The following is a 19,291-nucleotide window of genomic DNA, read 5'->3' on the forward strand; positions in this document are numbered from 1 at the left end:
TAAACCACTTCTCTACATGCCTTTAAACAGAGCTTACGAGGCGCGGCAAATAAGTGGTTCTACCAAACCTCATAAAGATTCAGCGCAATAAAAAAGCCAAATGCTTGAACATTTGGCTTGGAAGTGAATCCATGTATAAAGAGTAGAAGTGGCTTTCAAGAAAAACCACTCACCTAGCTAGACCTAACCTTGTGGGCTCAACAAATTCTTCAACTGATAGCTGTTATCACCAAAAATTTCTTTCGCATACTCTGTCATGTCTTGACTAGAAATTGAGTCTGCCGTCCCCTGCAGATCGAACAAGGCTTCAAAACCATAATCATGAATCAAATAACGAGAAATAAACCAAGCTTGTTCAGTAGGCTTATATTTAAGTGGAGTAAGGTCCGCTACAAGCTGCTTAGCGGCCGTTCGAGTCTCATCTTCAGAAATCCCTTTTGCCGCTTCAGCAATGACCTTATCAATCGCCTGTTCAATTTTATCTGAATTTTCTGGAGCCGTTAAAGAGCCGATTAACCAGTCATAACTCGGCTCACTGTCTTGTGCAACCGAGTACACATAAGGCGCATAATCCAAACCTAACTCTTCACGAACATAAGCCGTTAAACGGCTCGACAACACGCGCTGAAGCATATCGTCCATAAACACATCTTTTGCGGTTTTATCCCGAGCTTGCTGAGAAATCACACGCAATAAATACTGACTGCTGTCTTCATTATTGACGGATATATCCATTCGTTCTTTCGAATCAGGACTATAAGCCACCTGATAATCAGGAGACACAGTGGCTTCTAATGGCAATGAAGCAATGTATTGACGCACAAGAGGCTTAATTTCAGCTGGGTTAATATCAGCAACAATAACCAATGTATTGTCTCTTAACTTTTGAAAGAGTTGATGATGCACGTCTAATATATCTTGCGACGTGACAGCCTTAATATCTTCACTTTCAAGCATCATGTGACGGCTGCTTGTTTGATAGCTATTGCGATTAACCATCTGAATAAACTGGCCAACTGGAGTTTCTAAATATGCTGTACGATCTTGAGCAAATTCAGATTTCACAGCCTCAAGCTGATCGCTGTCTATTTTGGGTTCAGTGACAATGGTGTGCAGCGCAGCTAAACCTTCTGCAAGCGTCTTTTTCTTGGCACTTATTTCTAAGCCATGATGAGTAAAGTTGATGAAGGGATAGATTTCAATGTCTTCGCGTCTCAAGTGAGCAGTTAACTCCGAACCACTAAATTTACCAACACCACTACGAACCGAAGCTGGCAGCGCAATCTCTACTGCAGGAAACAGCGAAGGATCCAGCGCCGCTTTTCCGCCCTCACTGGCATAGTAAACCCCAACACTATTACCAGCCTCAGAGTTACGGAGATACAAAACTTCAATGCCGTTGCTTAATGTCCACTGCTTCAAATTAGGATCGTCACTCACCTGAACTTGTTTTACAATTTCGCCTTGAGACGCAGGCACACTAAACGCGGAGCTTGCAGTAGCGAGCAATGGTCTGTTACCTGTCTTTTTATAGGCTTTTCTGACATCTTTTAGCTCGTTATTCATTGCCTGCAAGTCTTCTTTAGACGATAAACCTAATCCCAAAATATAAGGGCTAGAAAGTAAATCATCTAAATTATCATTTACGGCTTCCAGATCAGTACTCGCAAGAAACTCTTTCAAACTCGACTTATAATCAAGCTGTGATTGAACCGTCTGGTTAATCACCAGTGCTGTCGACTTACCGTCAGCATGAGCCACTGCGTTCATTCTCTCCCAGTTAGACTTAATGTCATCAAGGTTCGCTTGGTATTGCTGTATCACACTCGTAAACTCATATTCGCTCACACCATGATCACGCAATGAGGCGAGAGTAGAAATAAACTGCTGCTGACTTTGCTCTCGACTATCGACAGGAAAACCAACCGTAGTAATGGAATACCTTTGGTACTCTAATAAATAGGGAGTCGAAGCAACCCATTGCACTGGCAACGCAGCATCAACAAAATCTGAATTCAACCTTTGTTGGATTAGTTGCTGGGCAATATCATCTAGCCAAAGCTGATGTTGTTGCTCATGACTCTGTGTCACTCTTTGCCCACGATCAATCACTATCCCGATGCTCGGTGGCTCGACCCCAGATCCATACGCCACAAAATCTTGAGTATTGTAATCTGTCGATGTGTTCTTCACGGGAACCGGTGTTGTGCCTCTTTGCCAGTCAGAGAAGCTTTCTTCAATCAAAGGGATCACTTCGGCTAGAGTAATATCACCAGAGACAATCACCTCGGTTAACTGAGGTTGGTACCAGGTTTGATAATAGTTTTTTAATTCTTGAACATTCGCATAAGAAACGGATTCTTTATTGCCAATGGGATCGTTGGTTTGGTAATTCGTGCCTTCAATCATATGATCGTAGAACTTAAATGAGAGCGGTTTATCTTCAACGCGTGTGTGTCGAAATTCCCCTAATATCACACCTTTCTCTTTTTCGATTTCATCTTCAGGCAGCAGTAAACCATCGCCAATATCTCTAAACCAAGCCAACGCTTTATCTAGATTCTTGTTATCGGGCAGATCTAACTTATAGAGGGTTTCTTGATAAGAGGTATAAGCATTTAAGTCGGCGCCAAAGCTAGCACCAGATTGCTCAAACAACTCTACTACATCATTCCCTGAAAAATTTTTGCTGCCATTAAACGCCATATGCTCAACAAAATGGGCATAACCTTTTTGCTGTTCGCTCTCTTGGAAAGAGCCGGCATGCACAAGTAGGCGTACCGATACAGGTTGTTCTCGGTCAGGGTAAACGTGGTAGGTTAAGCCGTTATCTAATTTACCAGTGACCCAATATGGGTCGGATTTCAATAACGTTTGTTGCTGAGGAGTAGAACTGCAACCTAGCAATGTGGAGCTCAATACGACGACTAAATAGTATGCTTTCATAACGATCTCTTTGAAGGGCTTTGCTCCAATATACCCGATCGCCAAAGTGTAATAATTCGCCATTAAATCAAACGACTAAAACTTTAGAGTCACTCGATATAAGTATGAAAATGTTTGATTTATAAATTACATGAATCAATTATAAAGCCGATATGTAGCGCCTTTTGTTCGTTCTCTACATACCCTTAAACAACGCTTGCGAGGCGCGGCTGATGGGTAGCTTATCGCCTGACACATACGCAGACATCTGGCCGGAGAGGCCTTTTTTCACCTTATCTATCGCAGATACTTTCACCACCACTGAGCGGTGGATCTGCCAAAACTCATCAGGGTTAAGCTGAGCAATTAACTCTTTTAGTGATACGCGAAGAATAAACTCCTCTAATGCACCCTCTTGACCCTTCTTAAATATAGACACGTACTTGTCTTCGGCTTTGAAATACGCCACATCATCGACGGCGATCAGGTGAATGTCTTCGCCAACGCTGGCTTTGAGCCACGTTAGATACTTTTTCTGCGACAGATAAGGAGGCTGCGTTTGCTGTGACGCCGATTGTGACAGTTGCTGAAGTTGACTCATGAGTGCAGCGATGTCGGGTTGTTCTGGCATATGACCGGACTGCGTTTGATTACTTGATAAGCGCGCTTGAATCTTCTGACAGGTAGCAAGCAGGCGCTCTTCATTGATTGGCTTGAGTAGGTAGTCCATCGCATTGTGCTCAAAGGCTTTAACCGCATATTCGTCATAAGCCGTGATAAACACAATCAATGGCGGCGAATCTAGCTTGTTGAGTTGTTTCGCTAGTGAGATTCCATCCAGCTCAGGCATACGAATATCGAGAAAAGCCACATCGGGCTTAAGCTGCTGAATACTCTGCATCGCCTCCAAACCGTTTTGTGCCTTGCTGACGATCTCCAGCTCCGGCCAAACCTCAGCAAGGCTCTTGTCTAAGTGGTGCCTTAACAGTGCTTCATCGTCTGCGATAATCGCCGTTACGCTCGGCTGTATTGCTGGGTTGTTCATGGTTAATCCTTTAAATTCACACTGTAAATCGTCTATTTTTCGTCACGGTTCTGCGCTTTCTGGTCAGTAACTCTAGGCGGCTGCGTCAGTCAGTGGTAACAAGATCGTAGAGACTACCCCGCCCTCAGCGTGTTCAGTAATCGTTAGGCTCGCCTTATCACCATAAAGGGTTTCGATTCTTTGACGGATATTGCTTAACCCAACACCATGCCCCGTATTCGCAGAGGGCGTTTTCAACCCAGCACCACTGTCTGACACTTCAATCTTCAACTGCTCGGCTTGTTGAGTAATACGAATATTCACTTGGCCACCAGCGGCTTTGGGCTCGATGCCATGCGTGAGTGCATTCTCGACCAAAGGTTGAATCAAGAACGGTGGAATCACCTGTAAATTGCTAATCTCGTGTGTTTCAATCGAGAACGTTAAGCGTTCACCCAAACGTATCTTTTGGATATTAAGATAAGCGTCTAACAAGTCGACCTCTTGTGCGATGGTCGATTGCTCGGTGCGGCTGTTTTTCAAAGTTACACGCAATAAGTCCGTCAGTTTTTCGAGCATCAATTTGGCTTTCGCGCTGTCACTCTCAATCAGTACATTGATAGTCGCAAGCGTATTGAACAGGAAGTGCGGTTCAATTTGGCTCTGTAGTTGTTTAAGCTGACTCAGCACTACCACCTTCTCTTGATCGGCCTGACGACGCTTGGCCACTTCCAATTCGTTATCGGCACGTAACTGCTGCTCTCGGGTATAGAAATAGTAATAACAAACTGAACAAAAGATCACGCCCAATAGCACTACAGATTTAAGGTCCGAGATATTTGTCCCGAAATATCCGTTCAACCAATAGTGCGCGTTCAAGGTACCAAAGGTCATCGCGATCACCATTGAGATACCCACATCAAACACCTTTGATTTCCTCTTAAACACCTCAACCAAGATAAAAGAGGATCCCACCGCGCTGTAACCAAAACCAAAGCTTATCGCGAGATTGACCACAAGGTCTCCACCCCAAATCGTTTGAGTGGTGATGGCAATGACGAAACAAAACAGAGTGGTCAGCGTGAAGCTTTTAATCCATGGAAACTGACTGTTTGAAGAAATGTTCATTAAAATCGTCCTTTGATATTTATAAGAATCATATGACTATCGGGTAAGTTGGCGTAAGCAGAATCACTTTTACCGCCTAGAAAGCGTGCAGCAAGTTCCAAATCCAACGATGAATTGCCATTATCTAAAGCCTGATAGTTGAGCCACTGGGTAGCAATAAAGCCGCCGTCTTGAGGAGACAACATGACGTCGAATGTCGGCGTGATATCTTCGAGCCAGCCATGTGTCGAATCCAAAGACCAGTGAAACATGATGTTGTGTTGAACCAAATTGGCGTGTTGATAACCTTGCGCGTAAGAGCCTGCCAGTGATGCTGTCATCGGATTAACCAACAAAGACTCGGCACTTTCTATTGCGCTTTGCCACTCAGAATGACTCCAAGCACGGTTATCAAACCAGTATTCCAACACCACATTGTGGCCAGTATCATTGGCCCATGTTAGTCCTGCTAACGCTTGATAAGCTTCGCCCTGCTCTTCAAGATAAACCGGTTTAAGCATTGAATCCGGCTGACTGTAGCCAAGGCTTTGTCGTTGATAGACCACCGAACCATGAAACTCCCACGCGAGGTTCAACACCGACACTAAACTCGCCCCAAGCAAGCCGTGACGTACATCGTCGTAATAAGCGACCCACTGATACTCGTGATCACCTACTAAGTTGTAACGACGTAACCCAAATCCTTGTTGCTGGTTCTGCTTTTCGAATTCATTTACGTCTTGAGAAGTCCATGACGAATCACTGTAAAGCAGTGTCCATTCGCCCGTCATATCGAACAGTGACGCCGATGCCACACCCGCGCCCTCTTCTGCCACAATACCCACAGGGTTTTGTCGATAAGGCTTGATGATGTCTAAAGGTCGATAGCCATAGCCCACGCCCCAATCCAAACGAACCTTACCAAGCGTGACATCGAGGTAGTGGTCTCCGATTACTGAATTCGACAGCTCGACACCACCTTGCCAAAACAACTCACGCACAATGAATTCAGCCTCAAAGATCGCGTCTTGTTCTTGAGGGTTGTTGCTTAGAATATCGTTGGCTTTCACTGCGAACAGACCAAGCCAATTGCCATATCCAACCTCTAGATCCAGCAAGCTATTTAAAGACTGACGATTATCAGACGCTAAAGGGCTGAATGGCGACTCTCTCGATTCAACGGCTTCTGCACTCAATTGCCAGTCCCAGGCCAAGCTCAGATCGTCCGCTTGAACTGTGTTACTCCCACAAGACAAGGCAAGCAAAGTAGCGATTGAAGACTTGATGTGGAATCGGCGATTGGAAGCTTTCATGACGTCCACCTACAACCCAGACACGCTGTTACGCGATAGGTAGGCAGGGTTGTAGTATTTGTCTTCCAAGCTTTGTTCGCTCACCTCGAGATACTCAATCACGGTTTTCTTACTTGGCTGTATCTGATCGAGCAAGGTCATCGACACCACTGTGGGTAATCCATAACGCACGCCTTCAGTAAACCACGCTTGTTTCGCCAGTTTTCCTGAGCGCAGATACAGATCCGCTTTAACTGGGAATGCACGGTCTGCTGTTAACCACAGATCAATCGACTGGTAACTCGCCCCCTTGGTTTTCGCCGCGAGCTTTAAGTGATGGGTATCGAGTGTCTCGCCAGCCGGCATCTCAACTTGTTGTTCGGCAACCCACTCACCTTGGTAATCTTCACTCCAAGTGAGTGTTGAAATATCGCCTACCGAAGCTTCACCCAATAGCTTTTGCATCGGTGTGATACGAATTGGACGGCGCGATTTCGGCATCAATAACCAATAATTATCTTCAATCATCAGCATCTTTTGACCTGCCTCAACAGCTGATTTAAAGACGACTAATGACTCTCGATTTGGTCTTGTGTAGACGTTGTATTCACGGGTTTTGTCCAGTTGCTCGTCTTGGTAAAGCGCCACCAAAGACACTACCTTAGAGGCTTGTGCGCTGTTCAACCGGTAACTATCCGCCTTGGCGATCATCTCTGTGACTTGTTGTGAATCGACTGCCCAGCTTGGTGTCGATGCTAGAGTCAAAGCCCAAATAGAGCCTAAAATAGTGAGTGAACGAGTAAATTTACACATAAACCAGCGCCTCCGTGATTGGCTTATTCACGCCTTTACGAGCAGAGAAATAAGCAGCCAGCAAACATATCGTCAGCACACCTAAAGTGGCGTAACCAACCAGTTCCAATGAGAAGTAAATGTTGAGTGGGTAACCCTCGGTTCTGCCGGGAGGTGGTGGCATTTGGATATCAACCACTAGCAATAACACCGACATTAAGCCACTCACTAACGCACCTATCGCACTGCCAATCACAGCTAACAAACCCGCCTCTTTTAAGAAGCCTGCAACGATTTCTGACGGGTAACTACCAAGAGCCGACAAGGTGCCAATTTCACGAGTACGTTCCGTCACCGACATGGTCATGGTGTTAAACAACGACACAAACACCACCAATGCCATCACCGCGCCCATGATGCCGAAAATCCGGTCGTAAAGATCTTTAACCTTGGTGTAGAAAAACGCGCGATCTTGCCATGGGGTGATCTCGATCTCTGTGCCTTGTTCGCTTTGACTCGCACTATTTCGATCTAAAGTCGCTTGAATGCGCTGTTGAACGGTCGAGGTCTTGCTGGTTTCAAACAGGAACACCGACAAGGTACTGACTTTGTCTGACGCTAAAAGCTCTTGTGCGGTCGTGATATGGACGTACAACTGGCGCTTATCCAACTCAGGCACACCTGTCGAGTAGATGCCCTGCACCTTAAAATCAAAAGCGTTCAATGCGCCGTCACTGGTAGTCGCGAGCAATGTGACCCAATCGCCAACGGCCACTTTGAGGTTACGAGCAAGGTCAGTTCCCAGCATCACTTGTGGCTCTTGGTTATCGTATCTTGGTGATTTCACATCCGACAGGGTTTGCCCGCTACGCACATCTAAGAAAGGACCTTTCATGTCGAACTCACGCTCATTCACGCCAGTTCCCATAAAGATGGTCGACTTGCTTCCGTTAGATACCAAACCACTAAAGTAAACTCGCGGCTGCACCCCACGTACATCGCTGTCGCCAATAATGCTCTTGGTGAGCGCTTGAACATTATCCAGACCATTGCTCAGCGGCATATCTTCGTCTTGTTCAAAATAGCCCGGTGTACTCAAGGTGAGATGACCAGTATCTCTAGCGGTCGATTCTCTCAAAGATTCGTAGGTGTAAAGCCCATAGCCTCCTGCCGACGTCAGCGCAAATACCGCAATCGCGATGATCAACACAGAAAGCAAACTACGACGACCATTTCTTAATAAATTAAGCCACGCCAAACGCACCGAAGTTGGAAGTAAAAACGTGCTCATTCTTTGTGTTAACTTGCCCATGAGATCGTCTCCGTGGTTGCATCTTGTGGCGCCAGTTGACCGTCGATAAGTTCAATGACTCGATCGCAGCGCTGTGCCATTCTTGGGTCGTGCGTTGCGACAATAAAAGTCGTGCCCATTTCGTGGCCGAGTTCTTTCATAATGTCGATCACAAGGTTGGCAGTGTGACTGTCTAGGCTCGCGGTCGGCTCATCGGCAATCACTAGGCTTGGGTTGTGGATTAGCGCTCTGGCTATCGCGACACGTTGTTGCTGACCGCCTGAAAGGTTGTCTGGGCGGTGATGAACGTAATCTCCTAGCCCAACACGCTCTAGCATCTCTTGCGCTCTGGTCTGTTGTTCTTGTTTTGAGCATTGGTTCAACATCAATGGATAAGCGACGTTTTCAAGCGCCGTCATCACAGGAACCAGATTGAAGCGCTGAAATACAAAACCCAACGACTGACGGCGAAAACGCGCAGCGGCGATTTGCTCTGTTGGATATGCTTTACCATCAATGTGAATCTCGCCTCGATAGTCCATATCCAACAAACCAAGGATATTCAAAAGCGTGCTTTTTCCAGAACCAGATGGGCCACACAAGGCGACCATTTCACCACGTTTGATTTGGCCATCGACTCCCTTGAGTGCGTCTACGCTTTGACCACCCGTAACATACGCTTTGCCGATACCTTTAAATTCAATCATTTCATTGTCCTCTGATTACCCATCATTCTTTAGCGTTCGCTGCTGTTAATGAGCTTTAGTAAACCGCTATTTAGCATTCGCAGCTGTTATTTGGCTTTCGCTATTAGGGCCTTCGCCGTCATTGTCTCGATGTTGCCAGCATCAGCAGTTTCCATTTGTTCTAGCCACACCTGTGCTTGCTCGAAGTCTTCAGCACAAATCGATGCGGTAATGGCGTAACGGTAAATCCACGATGTCGCAGCGAAATGCTGTTGCTGGAAATCATCTTCCGCAAGTAACGAGAGGAACAGGTCATAACCACGATCAAAATGGTTAAACATGTCAGGCAGAGAAGTGTAAGTCACCGCCGCCATAGCGCGAGTTAGGTAAGAATCTGGCAACCCTTGAACACGAGGTTGCTCATGAATCGGTTGGTCTTCGTCTTTCAGTAGCATCAGAGATTTATCAATGGTTGATAAGCCCTTTTCCACATGCTTCATCTTGTTCCAAGGCAAGAACGCATCACGCCCCATCAAAGTCTCTGTACTGCCTAGGTACACCAAGGTCAGTGGCGTAGCGCCGTCTTGTTGCAGCGTGTCGTTGAGGCGTTCGTAAGCCACTTCAACCAGATCTTCATTCCCTTGCGCGGCTTGGTTGTAGATATCGAGCACATCTGAACTTGGATTCGCCAAAGCTAACGATGGAGCAAACGAAACAAGCGCAATCAGTAATAAACGCTTAAGCAGAGAAGTGGTAAAGCCTGAATTTAATGAGTGTGAAGTAGTCATGATTTCTAATCCCTTTCAAATGTTGACGTTGAAAGGTTAACTAGAATTTGTCATGTAGTTTTATCAATGCGACGAATGGTAATTACGAGGAGTGAATGGTTTAGAGAGGGTGTGAGTGGCGGGAACAAAAAGCACAAGTAGTGAAAACATAAAAGGCTAGGTACGCCTAAAGCCTCTTATCAACTTAATAAACTTTTAACGATCATTGAGCGAAGCTGCAAGGAAATCGATAAACAATCGTAGTTTGAGTGGCATTGGATCTCGCTCAGGAAACAATGCATAGACATTCTTCTCTGGCATCAGATAGTTAGATAGCAAGGGCAGCAATTGCCCCGACTGAATGGGAGCATTGGCGATAAAATCGGGAAGCCTAGCGATCCCAAGCCCTGCCATGGTCGCACACAGTAATGCTTCGCTGTTGTTGACTCGGTAATTGCCTTTCACGACCACGCTTGTCACTTGATCTTGATGGCCAAAAAACCATTCGGCACTCTCGGATGTGTGGCGATAGAGTAAAGCGTTATACGCACTAAGTTCGTAAACCTCTGTGGGTATGGTTAAAGCATTCTCTTCAAAATAGGTAGGAGAAGCACAAATGACACTACGGACACTGGTTAATCGCTTAGCGACTAAACTTGAGTCACTTAAATCACCAGCTCGAATCGCTACGTCATACCCTCCCTCCACAATATCGACGTAACCATCATCCATCGTCATGTCGATGTGAATATGGGGATAGCGTTTAAGAAATTGGGGGATGAGAGGGGCTAACACAAGGCGACCAAAGGACATCGGTGCACTGACCCGCAATGTACCAATCGCCTGATTTTGTTGGCTGGTTGCCGCATCTTCAGCTTTTTGCAGCCAATAATTGGCTTTGGTGAGGTGATCATAAAACTGCTCACCAGATTCAGTAAGCGATACTTGGCGCGTAGTACGATGCAGCAAACGCACTCCAAGGCTCGACTCCAGTTGGATCACCCGTTTGTTGACTGCCGAACGTGACACGCCCAGTTCACGCGCTGCACCCGCAAAGCTCGATTGTTTTACCACCGCAAGGAAATAAGGAATAGCGTCTAAGTGCTGCATGATTGTCGCCAATTTGGATACAGTGTGGAGAGTGTAGAGCCTATTCTCTAATCAATCTAGGTCTTTTATGCTGATTTCATCGACTTCAATAATAGAGTAAGACATGAAATCACTGATAAAACCGATAACGGCAAGAAGGCACATAAATGGTATCGGTCGGCAATTCCAGTCTCCGCTATACGTGGTCAGCATTGGCAGTCTTGTCGCCGTAAACTTTGCGTTAGCCAAATATGCTGTGACCATTGGCATTCCACCGGTTGATGTCGCGATAATACCGATAGCAGGTGCCGCTTTATTGTTGATGACGTTATTGGTTATGCGAGGTCAGCTCAACCGAACGGCATTGGTGCATTACCGTTATTATCTTTGGGCTGGTTTACTGGGCGTCGCAATCCCTAATCTGGCGTCAACCTATGCCCTACAATCTCTTAATACCAGTACATTCAGTGTACTCGTCACTTTGTCGCCCATTTTTACCTTGTTATTCACCTTACCTTTTCAAGGGTCCTCGTTAACCTGGCGAAAAGTACTTGGAATCATGGTTGGGGTCGTTGCCGCACTCTCTGTGACTTTGTCACCACAAATGAACACTTCATCCCCTTGGTCAGCACTAGCCATTGCGCTACTCGTACCCATATTTTTGGCCGCTGGCAATGTCTATCGCAGTCGCGCGTTCCCCTCTCTTGCCAATCCAATTGTTCTGGCCGCTGGCATGCTGACACTACAGAGCATGGTATGGCTTCCGTTTACTCATGCGATCGATGGTGAGGTCATTGCAAACGGAACTGGCGTACTTGCGCTGATGGCATGCTTATCGGCACTCAGCTATTTACTGACGTTTCGTTTTCAACGGATCACGGACGGGTTGGGCTTTAGCCAAGTGGGAAATGTGGTGACCGTCGTCGGCGTTTCCATTGGGATCACGTGGTATGGCGAGCCATTAACGCTGCAATTGATCGCATCCGTAATACTGTTGTTGATAAGCCTGTACTTATTTAATCACGCTAAGTCTTAATCTCGTTCAAATCCAAATTAGTTCAAATTCAAAGGAGCAACTGCTATGTCACCATTAATCGAACAGACAAAACATCTATATCAAATCGTCGACCAAAAGGATGTCCACGCCCTAATGGCACTACTGCATGATGACGTGTCGTTTCATTTTTCGAACGCCGCACCAGTAGTAGGAAAGCCAGCTGTCGAAGCGGTCAACGCAGCGTTCTTTGGATCAATTGAATCAATGATGCATACGTTTTCAGGGATCTACGTAAACGGTGATACGGTTGCGTGTGAGGGGCAAGTTGACTATGTGCGCCTAAATGGCAGCTCGTACGCCGCTAAGTTCGCGACTTTCTTATCTTTCAAACAGGGGTTGATACATCAATATAAAATCTTTGCGGATGTCTCTGAATTATAAGAATTCTTATCCAAGATCTTTTTTATTCTTGGAGATTCTCACCGTAATAACAGCCCCGTAGGATGATAGGGCTTGCAATTCAAAACAGTAGAGTAGGACAAATAAGTCACTACCTAACCTAAGATAGAGTAGTGACTTAAACAAATTTAAACTGGATAGATTATTGTTCGAGCATTTTCATTTCGACAACAATAGGAAGGTGATCTGTAACTGCAGGCCAATTAGTGTCAGCATACTGTGTATTATTTTGCGGTACAGTTATCTCTTTGATTTTCCAAACTTGCGCTTTGCTGGTCATGACGTAATCCACTTGAATTTCAGGATTACCAGCTGGCCAACTACGAAAATCGACATTCTGGTCAGTAATATTGTTCCAGTATCGAGAAAGCTCTCGATAGGTCACAGATTCAGGAACATCATTCATGTCGCCAAGCAAAATTTTGATGCCACGTGTATCAATTGCAGTATCGTTCAGCTCTCGAACTTGCCCCACTCGCATTGTTGGATCTTCTTTCGTATCTAAATGAGCATTAAACACTGTTATCGGTGCATTAAAGCCAGGAACGTCGATATGCGCTTCGAATACAATACGTTGCTCACGATTACCTGAAGGAAGCTGGGTGACTTCAGTTTTTAAGATAGGATACTTCGAGGCTATGGCAAGACCATACTGGCCACCATCAAAATCGATGGCACGACCAAATTCAATATTGAGCCCTGTCAGTTCGGCCAACTTTTTAGGCTGATCGACGTTTCCGCTTCGGTCTGTTAATACATCAACTTCTTGAATTGCTACAACATCTGCATTAAGCGCTTTAATCGCTTTAGCAATTTCGGTCAATGATGATACTCGAGCGGCCGCCATATTGAATGTGGCCACTCGTATTGTTGGAGCCTGTTGCTCAGTAAAAGTTTTATCAATCAAATCGGTTTGGGCTTGATAAGGTTCACGGTGTCCTCCAGCCATTGCTGTTGCTGAAATGACTAAGGATAGAGGTAGTAGCAAGCTTTTATATTTCATATCACGCTCTTTTATTTACTAAGTGGTTATTTTTAGAGGTAAATTATTGATCCGAAATATGTGCTAATGTCGTGATATGAATCGCAATATTCTAAGGGTAAAACGCTGTAGATCACAAATTGTTACAATTTACATCAAAAATAAGGCTATTCCCCAAGTCTAATTTGAGATTACGTTTGTAAAAATGCCTATAAACCACCGAACCAAAAAAAATATCGTTTATTAAATCAGTGCCTTACTTATTTTTTCTATCATTTTTTTTTTTGTGAATTATCCTAATTGATATTATTTAATGAGTTTTAAACAAACGCTTTTACTGCATTCCTAAGTTCACACATACAAAAATAGCCGCTAATCAGCGGCTATTTTTAGTTATGTAAACGAAGCTTCTATTACTTCTATCTTTCTACTTCTTTGTCTCTTCAACCACAGCTTTCATCAATACAGAGGTATCCATGCGGCCTTCACCTTGTGCAGACAGTGCCTTGTATGCGTTGTTGGTCTTTTCCGTCAATGGAAGTTGAATGCCTTGGCGCTCAGCTTCATCTAGGCAGAAACCTAAGTCTTTGATCATCCAGTCAATGGCGAAGCCAAAATCGAACTTGTCTTGTGCCATTGTGGTAGCACGGTTTTCCATCTGCCATGAGCCCGCAGCGCCGTTTTTCAGGCAATCAACCAGTGTTTGGATATCCAAGCCCGATTTCTCTGCAAGTACCAAGCCTTCAGATAGGCCATTCAATACGCCTGCGATACAGATCTGATTGACCATTTTTGCACGTTGGCCTTGGCCGACTTTACCCATCAGAACTGACGATTTTCCGTAAGCTTCGAACACAGGTTTAAGATCGTTAAATAGCTCTTTTTCGCCACCACACATGATGGTTAACACGCCGTTTTCTGCGCCCGCTTGACCACCAGACACGGGGGCATCCATAAAGCGAACACCCGCTTGCTTCGCGGTCACTTCAAGCTCTTCAGACAGCACTGCAGACGTTGTGGTGTGGTCGACAAGAATCGCGTTTGGCTTCATTGCGGCTAATGCACCTGTTTCGCTGGTTGTCATACTGCGAACGTCGTCATCATTACCAACACAAACCAATACCACGTCAGCTTCTGCTACACATTCAGCCACAGATTCTGCCGCTTTACCTTGATGTTTATCAGCCCAGTCTAGCGCTTTGCTGTGAGTGCGGTTAAATACCGTTACTTCAAAACCGGCTTTGACTAGGTGGCCTGCCATTGGGAAACCCATAACGCCTAGCCCGATAAAACTTACTTTCATTTCTTTCTCCTTTTATTTGACCAAGTCATCGCTATGAAAAGATCGAACACTCTCAATCAATGCATCAATAAGCAGGGTCAAAGCCTTTGGCTGATATTTTCTTTCTTTGTACACTAAATACGCTTGGCGATCATCTCCAATGATACTCAGGGAGCACTTGAATCAGATTCAGCTCCGGGGAGACATGACGAAAAGGCAATGAGGAAAATTTGTACAAATCAATCGCAGTAAATAACGGAGCACCTCAGGTTTATAAATACTCGATAATCTCGTCGAGATGTTTGATAGTCGAATCACTGCTTATCAAAAAACTAGGCTTTGTTCTAAAGCCTTTTTTGCCGCTATTTCTGAACACTAACTTTGATAGGGTTAGACGGCGTTGTTGCTTAAATCAGTTGAACCTTTTCCAAGTCCTGTGATCTGATCCTTTATGGTGGTTAGAACGGTGGTGACATGGGTAAAGCGGAAAAGAAGATAACTAACTGGGCGGAATACAATAAGGCTCTGTGCAAGCGTGGCTCGGTTACGTTCTGGATAGATGATTCAGCCATAGATGCATGGCGATGTACAACCCATCATGGTAAGCGTGGTAGAGGTTTCCAGTATTCTGATACCGCGATTGAAACTGCCTTGATGATTAAGGGGATCTTCTCTCTGCCATTACGTGCTCTTCAAGGCTTTATTGATTCTATCTTTGAGCTATTGGATGTTCCACTGACGTCCCCTGACTACACCTGTATCAGCAAACGCTCGAAGACAGTTCAGGTCAAATATCGCAATAAATCCAAAGGAGCTATTCGCCATATAGCCATTGACTCGACTGGTCTCAAAGTTTTTGGCGAGGGTGAATGGAAAGTGAAAAAGCACGGCGCCGAAAAACGCAGAACTTGGCGTAAACTGCACTTAGCTGTTGATGTAGAAACTCATGAGGCCATTAGTGCAGAAGTCAGTCTTGTAAGTGTTGGCGATAACGAAGTGCTGCCAACATTACTCAACCCTTTACGTAGAAAGATCCATACAGTATCTGCTGATGGAGCATATGACACAAAAAGTTGCCATGAGACTCTGAAGAATAAGGGCTGTACTCCGTTGATACCACCTCGAAAGAATGCGGCTCTTTGGGAAGATGGGCATCCCAGAAATGAAGCTGTAGAGGCTCTTAAAAACGGAACAATAACGGAGTGGAAATCTGAGTCTGGTTACCACTATCGCTCAATATCTGAGACCGCAATGTCTCGATATAAAGGACTAACCAGCGGTAAATTGAGCTTGAGATGTTACAACGCTCAAGTGGGAGAAATCATGGCGAATGTCAAAGCTATAAACAAAGTCATAGGACTAGGTATGCCTGTTAGAAGCTAACGATTAGTCAAATATGGCGTCGTTGAACCTCAAGCTGATTTGATCAACAACGCCGGGTTAGACTAAAAAGTTAGAGGCTCATTATAAAGGACAACCATCCGAGGTTTCGTTTATTTAAGTAACAAATAGCTTGGGAAACTCTTCTTAGTCAGAACGATATAAACTCTAAAAATCACAATAAAGGCAATGCAGAAAGTCGTGTTAATATTGGTGTCCATACCTAAATGAGAGAGCCCTACAAACGCTACGCACCCCATGATAACTGGCGTGGCATAGAATTCAGTGTTATTGAACATTGTGGGGCGATTAACAAGGACATCACGCACTACACCTCCAAATACGGCAGTGATTACCCCCATGGTAATAGCAACATAATCCGCATAATCGAGGTGGATCAATTTCTTAGTGACCAAAATAGAGAAAATTGAAATACCAATCGCATCCAAAATCAAAATAATTCGCTCCGCTTTAAGTTGCCTTAGTTTAGCCGCGCTAACAAAACCAACCAGTGAACTAATGATCGCTGCCCAAAAATATTCAGGATATTGAATCCAAAACACTTGCTCGGTGGATAGAATGACATCACGAACTGTACCGCCACCTAATGCCGTTGTTAAGCCAAGAACCAATACACTAATAATGTCTTCCCCTTTGTTGGCTTCACTTAATACTGCGCTGAGCGCAAAGGCACAAATACAAATAATTTCAGTTATGTGGACAAACATACAACTCTAGCTCGTGAATTTCATTGGCTTAAAGAGAATAAAGGCTAACTGAGATTACGATTAGCCTTTAATACATGTATTGCTTCACCTAATATCGAATTGTCGATAATTTGGTTTAATGACCACTGTGATCAAATGAACTAGAATCTTTCGCACTGCAATTAGTGGAACCATTTTTCTCCAAAAATTCAATTGACCTTTTGAAATCTGCAATCAATAAGTTCGCTAAGTCAATGGTCAAACCTTGTTTTGCCAAAATACGCTGTATAACCATACTCTCAATATGAGCAGGCAAGCTGTACGCAGGCACTAACCAACCGCGCGTGCGCAGACGATCAGCTAAGTCATAGAGAGTGTAATCTACCTTAACTCCCGGTTTTAAACGCCACGCGATAGCCGGAATGCCTTTTTCACGGTTACCATCGAATAAAAATTCAAACAAGTCGAACTTACTGAGCTCCTCTACTAAATAGTCACACACATCGTAGCTCGCAGAATGGATACGTCGATACCCCTCATAACCTAAACGAAGGAAGTTATAATACTGCGCGATGATTTGACCGGCAGGACGAGAGAAGTTCAACGCGAAGGTCGGCATATCACCACCTAAATAATTAACATGGAACACCAAACCTTCCGGTAAATCTTCACTAGTGCGCCATATGACCCAACCTACGCCCAAAGGTGATAGGCCAAATTTATGACCAGAGGTACTGATTGATTTCACACGATCTAAGCGAAAATCCCACGCATCAATTTCTGTCGCACAGAAAGGCGCTAACATTGCACCACTGGCACCATCAACATGAATATCAATCGAAACACCACTTTCACGCTCATAAGTATCTAAAGCATCTGATAAGGGTTTTACCGTTTCGTAAAGACCTGTAAATGTTTGCCCAAAGGTAGAAACCACCATAATTGTGTTTTCATCGACCATATTTAACATGTCTTCTGGCTGCATGAAGTAATGGTTTTCCTCCATATCCATCTGACGAATTTCTATATCCCAATAGCGAGCAAATTTTTCCCAACAAACTTGCACAGGTCCACAAACCATATTGGGCTTTTCGATTGATAAACCTTGTTCACGACGTCTATCACGCCAACGCCATAATGCTGCCAAACCTCCCAACATACAGGCTTCACTTGACCCCGTAGTAGAAGTTCCAACCGCAGTACTGGCATCTGGCGCATTCCATAAATCAGCCAGCATGTGTACACAACGACCTTCGATTTCTGCCGATTGAGGATATTCATCTTTATCAATCATATTTTTGTCGATAGAGAGGTCCATTAACTTGTGAACTTCATCTTCTTGCCATGTTTGGCAAAAAGTCGCTAAATTTTGTCGAGCATTACCGTCTAGGTAAAGCTCATCACGGATCATCTGGTAGATCACGGTTGGTGATTGTTCTTGCTGTGGCAGCTTTTGAGCAGCCGCAACACGATGGATATTTTCTGAGCCAAAAATGGGATCATTGTTTTGTTTTACATGATGAAGTGCCATATTTTTTTCCTACTTTAACGTTGCTGACTACTAAACAAATTCCAACCCATAGTTTGAGCAATTTGTTTGATCATTTGTTGACCACGCACACTGTTTCCATATTGATCTAAGCGTGGTGAAAATGCCGCTAATGCGCCTACATTAGGAATCACGACAACCAAACCACCACCTACACCACTTTTCCCCGGAAGACCAACGTCATACGCCCAATCACCGGACGTATCGTACAACCCTTCCATCGTCATTTCAGCCAAGATATGAGGGATGTTTTCTGGCGAGATAATGACATGTTTTGAGCGTGGATTTTTACCACCATTTGCCAAGGTGGCACCAACGGTTGCTAGCTCAACTGTATTAAATAAGGTTGAACATTGGCGAGTGTAAACATCACACGCTTGCATCGAATCAGAGTAAATACAGTCAGACGACTCAAGTAATAATGCAATAGCGCGGTTATGTACATTGGTGGTTTGCTCAGATTGGTTCACTTCTTCAGAAAGCACTATATCGCTATTGGCTAAGGCAGATTGAAACGCCAAGATTTTCTGCCAACGATCTTGTGCGTCATTAGCTTTTACCATGCTCACCGTTGCAATCGCACCCGCGTTAACTAATGGCGTAAGTGGCTTACCTTGATGTAGCTCCAGAGCCAAAACAGAGTTAAAAGGCATACCTGTTGGTTCTGCACCAATTTTACGATGCAGTTCATCGGCACCGGACTGTTCCAGGACTAAGCCCAATGTCATAATTTTGGAGATAGATTCAATCGCAAATGGGTACTCCGCATCTTGCAACTGAATGACATCACCAGTGACCGAGACAAAAGCCAAGCCCGTCAATTGCGGAGGTACTAAGGCCAAACATGGGATGTAATCGGCATTTTGACCCTCATCGTTATTAATATTACTTTCCAACGCTTTCTGCATAGCTGCAGCTAGCTCATTGCTACATATAGAGGTATCACCTTTTGACATTAGAAA

At 44.7% G+C, this 19,291-nt stretch carries 17 protein-coding genes and 1 pseudogene; 3 read left to right on the top strand and 15 right to left on the bottom strand.

Going from position 1 to position 19,291, the window contains the following annotated elements; genetic code table 11:
* Window positions 1-183: 183 nt before the first annotated feature.
* The 9 genes from ED652_RS01650 to ED652_RS01690 all read right to left on the bottom strand — a co-directional run bounded on the left by ED652_RS01650 (window position 184) and on the right by ED652_RS01690 (window position 10,994).
* Window positions 184-2,946 (bottom strand): pitrilysin family protein, encoded by a 2,763-nt coding sequence (locus tag ED652_RS01650; protein ID WP_122053282.1) that lies wholly within the window; start codon window positions 2,944-2,946, stop codon window positions 184-186.
* Between the two features lie 175 nt (window positions 2,947-3,121).
* Window positions 3,122-3,970, bottom strand: coding sequence for a LytTR family DNA-binding domain-containing protein (locus ED652_RS01655; RefSeq protein WP_122053283.1), 849 nt, complete (start codon window positions 3,968-3,970; stop codon window positions 3,122-3,124).
* 72 nt (window positions 3,971-4,042) lie between these two features.
* Window positions 4,043-5,077 (bottom strand): sensor histidine kinase, encoded by a 1,035-nt coding sequence (locus ED652_RS01660; protein WP_122053284.1) that lies wholly within the window; start codon window positions 5,075-5,077, stop codon window positions 4,043-4,045.
* Window positions 5,077-6,369, bottom strand: coding sequence for a hypothetical protein (locus tag ED652_RS01665; protein WP_122053285.1), 1,293 nt, complete (start codon window positions 6,367-6,369; stop codon window positions 5,077-5,079). Before ED652_RS01665 ends, ED652_RS01660 begins: the two co-directional genes overlap by 1 nt.
* 9 nt (window positions 6,370-6,378) lie before the next feature.
* Window positions 6,379-7,161, bottom strand: coding sequence for an outer membrane lipoprotein-sorting protein (locus ED652_RS01670; RefSeq protein WP_122053286.1), 783 nt, complete (start codon window positions 7,159-7,161; stop codon window positions 6,379-6,381).
* Window positions 7,154-8,452, bottom strand: coding sequence for an ABC transporter permease (locus ED652_RS01675; protein ID WP_122053287.1), 1,299 nt, complete (start codon window positions 8,450-8,452; stop codon window positions 7,154-7,156). Before ED652_RS01675 ends, ED652_RS01670 begins: the two co-directional genes overlap by 8 nt.
* The gene (locus tag ED652_RS01680; protein ID WP_122053288.1) at window positions 8,440-9,138 is read right to left on the bottom strand and encodes an ABC transporter ATP-binding protein; all 699 of its coding nucleotides are present in this window, start codon (window positions 9,136-9,138) and stop codon (window positions 8,440-8,442) included. The genes ED652_RS01675 and ED652_RS01680 overlap by 13 nt, the downstream gene beginning before the upstream one ends.
* 86 nt (window positions 9,139-9,224) lie before the next feature.
* Window positions 9,225-9,905 (bottom strand): hypothetical protein, encoded by a 681-nt coding sequence (locus ED652_RS01685; protein ID WP_122053289.1) that lies wholly within the window; start codon window positions 9,903-9,905, stop codon window positions 9,225-9,227.
* A gap of 195 nt (window positions 9,906-10,100) precedes the next feature.
* Window positions 10,101-10,994 (bottom strand): LysR family transcriptional regulator, encoded by an 894-nt coding sequence (locus ED652_RS01690; protein ID WP_122053290.1) that lies wholly within the window; start codon window positions 10,992-10,994, stop codon window positions 10,101-10,103.
* A gap of 103 nt (window positions 10,995-11,097) precedes the next feature.
* On the opposite strand from ED652_RS01690, the gene ED652_RS01695 reads away from it, so the two are divergent.
* Entirely contained in the window at window positions 11,098-12,009 is a 912-nt protein-coding gene (locus ED652_RS01695) for a DMT family transporter (RefSeq protein WP_102248776.1), read from the top strand.
* 45 nt (window positions 12,010-12,054) lie between these two features.
* Window positions 12,055-12,411: a nuclear transport factor 2 family protein gene (locus tag ED652_RS01700; RefSeq protein WP_122053291.1), complete on the top strand. Its 357-nt coding sequence runs from the start codon at window positions 12,055-12,057 to the stop codon at window positions 12,409-12,411.
* 160 nt (window positions 12,412-12,571) lie between these two features.
* On the opposite strand, the gene ED652_RS01705 is transcribed toward ED652_RS01700, so the two are convergent.
* From ED652_RS01705 to ED652_RS01715, 3 genes and pseudogenes are all read right to left on the bottom strand, one after another.
* Window positions 12,572-13,432 (bottom strand): endonuclease/exonuclease/phosphatase family protein, encoded by an 861-nt coding sequence (locus tag ED652_RS01705; RefSeq protein WP_017082936.1) that lies wholly within the window; start codon window positions 13,430-13,432, stop codon window positions 12,572-12,574.
* A gap of 406 nt (window positions 13,433-13,838) precedes the next feature.
* Complete coding sequence (locus ED652_RS01710; protein ID WP_122053292.1) at window positions 13,839-14,714, bottom strand: NAD(P)-dependent oxidoreductase; 876 nt, start codon at window positions 14,712-14,714, stop codon at window positions 13,839-13,841.
* 12 nt (window positions 14,715-14,726) lie between these two features.
* Window positions 14,727-14,919 (bottom strand): annotated as a pseudogene (locus ED652_RS01715) (LysR family transcriptional regulator); the annotation flags it as partial.
* 248 nt (window positions 14,920-15,167) lie between these two features.
* On the opposite strand from ED652_RS01715, the gene ED652_RS01720 reads away from it, so the two are divergent.
* Entirely contained in the window at window positions 15,168-16,076 is a 909-nt protein-coding gene (locus tag ED652_RS01720; protein ID WP_122053293.1) for an IS5 family transposase, read from the top strand.
* 110 nt (window positions 16,077-16,186) lie between these two features.
* Here ED652_RS01720 and ED652_RS01725 read toward each other — a convergent pair whose 3' ends face one another.
* From ED652_RS01725 to glsA, 3 genes are all read right to left on the bottom strand, one after another.
* On the bottom strand, window positions 16,187-16,801 hold the full coding sequence (locus tag ED652_RS01725; protein WP_122053294.1) for a trimeric intracellular cation channel family protein: 615 nt from the start codon (window positions 16,799-16,801) through the stop codon (window positions 16,187-16,189).
* Window positions 16,802-16,916: 115 nt separating this feature from the next.
* Complete coding sequence (locus ED652_RS01730; protein ID WP_122053295.1) at window positions 16,917-18,311, bottom strand: glutamate decarboxylase; 1,395 nt, start codon at window positions 18,309-18,311, stop codon at window positions 16,917-16,919.
* A gap of 14 nt (window positions 18,312-18,325) precedes the next feature.
* Complete coding sequence (gene glsA, locus ED652_RS01735) at window positions 18,326-19,285, bottom strand: glutaminase A (protein WP_122053296.1); 960 nt, start codon at window positions 19,283-19,285, stop codon at window positions 18,326-18,328.
* Between the last annotated feature and the right edge of the window lie 6 nt (window positions 19,286-19,291).

The sequence above is a fragment of the Vibrio sp. Evd11 genome, assembly GCF_900382755.1.
GTDB classification, from domain to species: domain Bacteria; phylum Pseudomonadota; class Gammaproteobacteria; order Enterobacterales; family Vibrionaceae; genus Vibrio; species Vibrio lentus.

Excerpts from the sequence above, each read along its gene's own strand:
- ED652_RS01650 (WP_122053282.1), bottom strand. The coding sequence starts at position 2,946 with ATGAAAGCATACTATTTAGTCGTCGTATTGAGCTCCACATTGCTAGGT.
- ED652_RS01655 (WP_122053283.1), bottom strand. The coding sequence starts at position 3,970 with ATGAACAACCCAGCAATACAGCCGAGCGTAACGGCGATTATCGCAGAC.
- ED652_RS01660 (WP_122053284.1), bottom strand. The coding sequence starts at position 5,077 with ATGAACATTTCTTCAAACAGTCAGTTTCCATGGATTAAAAGCTTCACG.
- ED652_RS01665 (WP_122053285.1), bottom strand. The coding sequence starts at position 6,369 with ATGAAAGCTTCCAATCGCCGATTCCACATCAAGTCTTCAATCGCTACT.
- ED652_RS01670 (WP_122053286.1), bottom strand. The coding sequence starts at position 7,161 with ATGTGTAAATTTACTCGTTCACTCACTATTTTAGGCTCTATTTGGGCT.
- ED652_RS01675 (WP_122053287.1), bottom strand. The coding sequence starts at position 8,452 with ATGGGCAAGTTAACACAAAGAATGAGCACGTTTTTACTTCCAACTTCG.
- ED652_RS01680 (WP_122053288.1), bottom strand. The coding sequence starts at position 9,138 with ATGATTGAATTTAAAGGTATCGGCAAAGCGTATGTTACGGGTGGTCAA.
- ED652_RS01685 (WP_122053289.1), bottom strand. The coding sequence starts at position 9,905 with ATGACTACTTCACACTCATTAAATTCAGGCTTTACCACTTCTCTGCTT.
- ED652_RS01690 (WP_122053290.1), bottom strand. The coding sequence starts at position 10,994 with ATGCAGCACTTAGACGCTATTCCTTATTTCCTTGCGGTGGTAAAACAA.
- ED652_RS01695 (WP_102248776.1), top strand. The coding sequence starts at position 11,098 with ATGAAATCACTGATAAAACCGATAACGGCAAGAAGGCACATAAATGGT.
- ED652_RS01700 (WP_122053291.1), top strand. The coding sequence starts at position 12,055 with ATGTCACCATTAATCGAACAGACAAAACATCTATATCAAATCGTCGAC.
- ED652_RS01705 (WP_017082936.1), bottom strand. The coding sequence starts at position 13,432 with ATGAAATATAAAAGCTTGCTACTACCTCTATCCTTAGTCATTTCAGCA.
- ED652_RS01710 (WP_122053292.1), bottom strand. The coding sequence starts at position 14,714 with ATGAAAGTAAGTTTTATCGGGCTAGGCGTTATGGGTTTCCCAATGGCA.
- ED652_RS01720 (WP_122053293.1), top strand. The coding sequence starts at position 15,168 with ATGGGTAAAGCGGAAAAGAAGATAACTAACTGGGCGGAATACAATAAG.
- ED652_RS01725 (WP_122053294.1), bottom strand. The coding sequence starts at position 16,801 with ATGTTTGTCCACATAACTGAAATTATTTGTATTTGTGCCTTTGCGCTC.
- ED652_RS01730 (WP_122053295.1), bottom strand. The coding sequence starts at position 18,311 with ATGGCACTTCATCATGTAAAACAAAACAATGATCCCATTTTTGGCTCA.
- glsA (WP_122053296.1), bottom strand. The coding sequence starts at position 19,285 with ATGTCAAAAGGTGATACCTCTATATGTAGCAATGAGCTAGCTGCAGCT.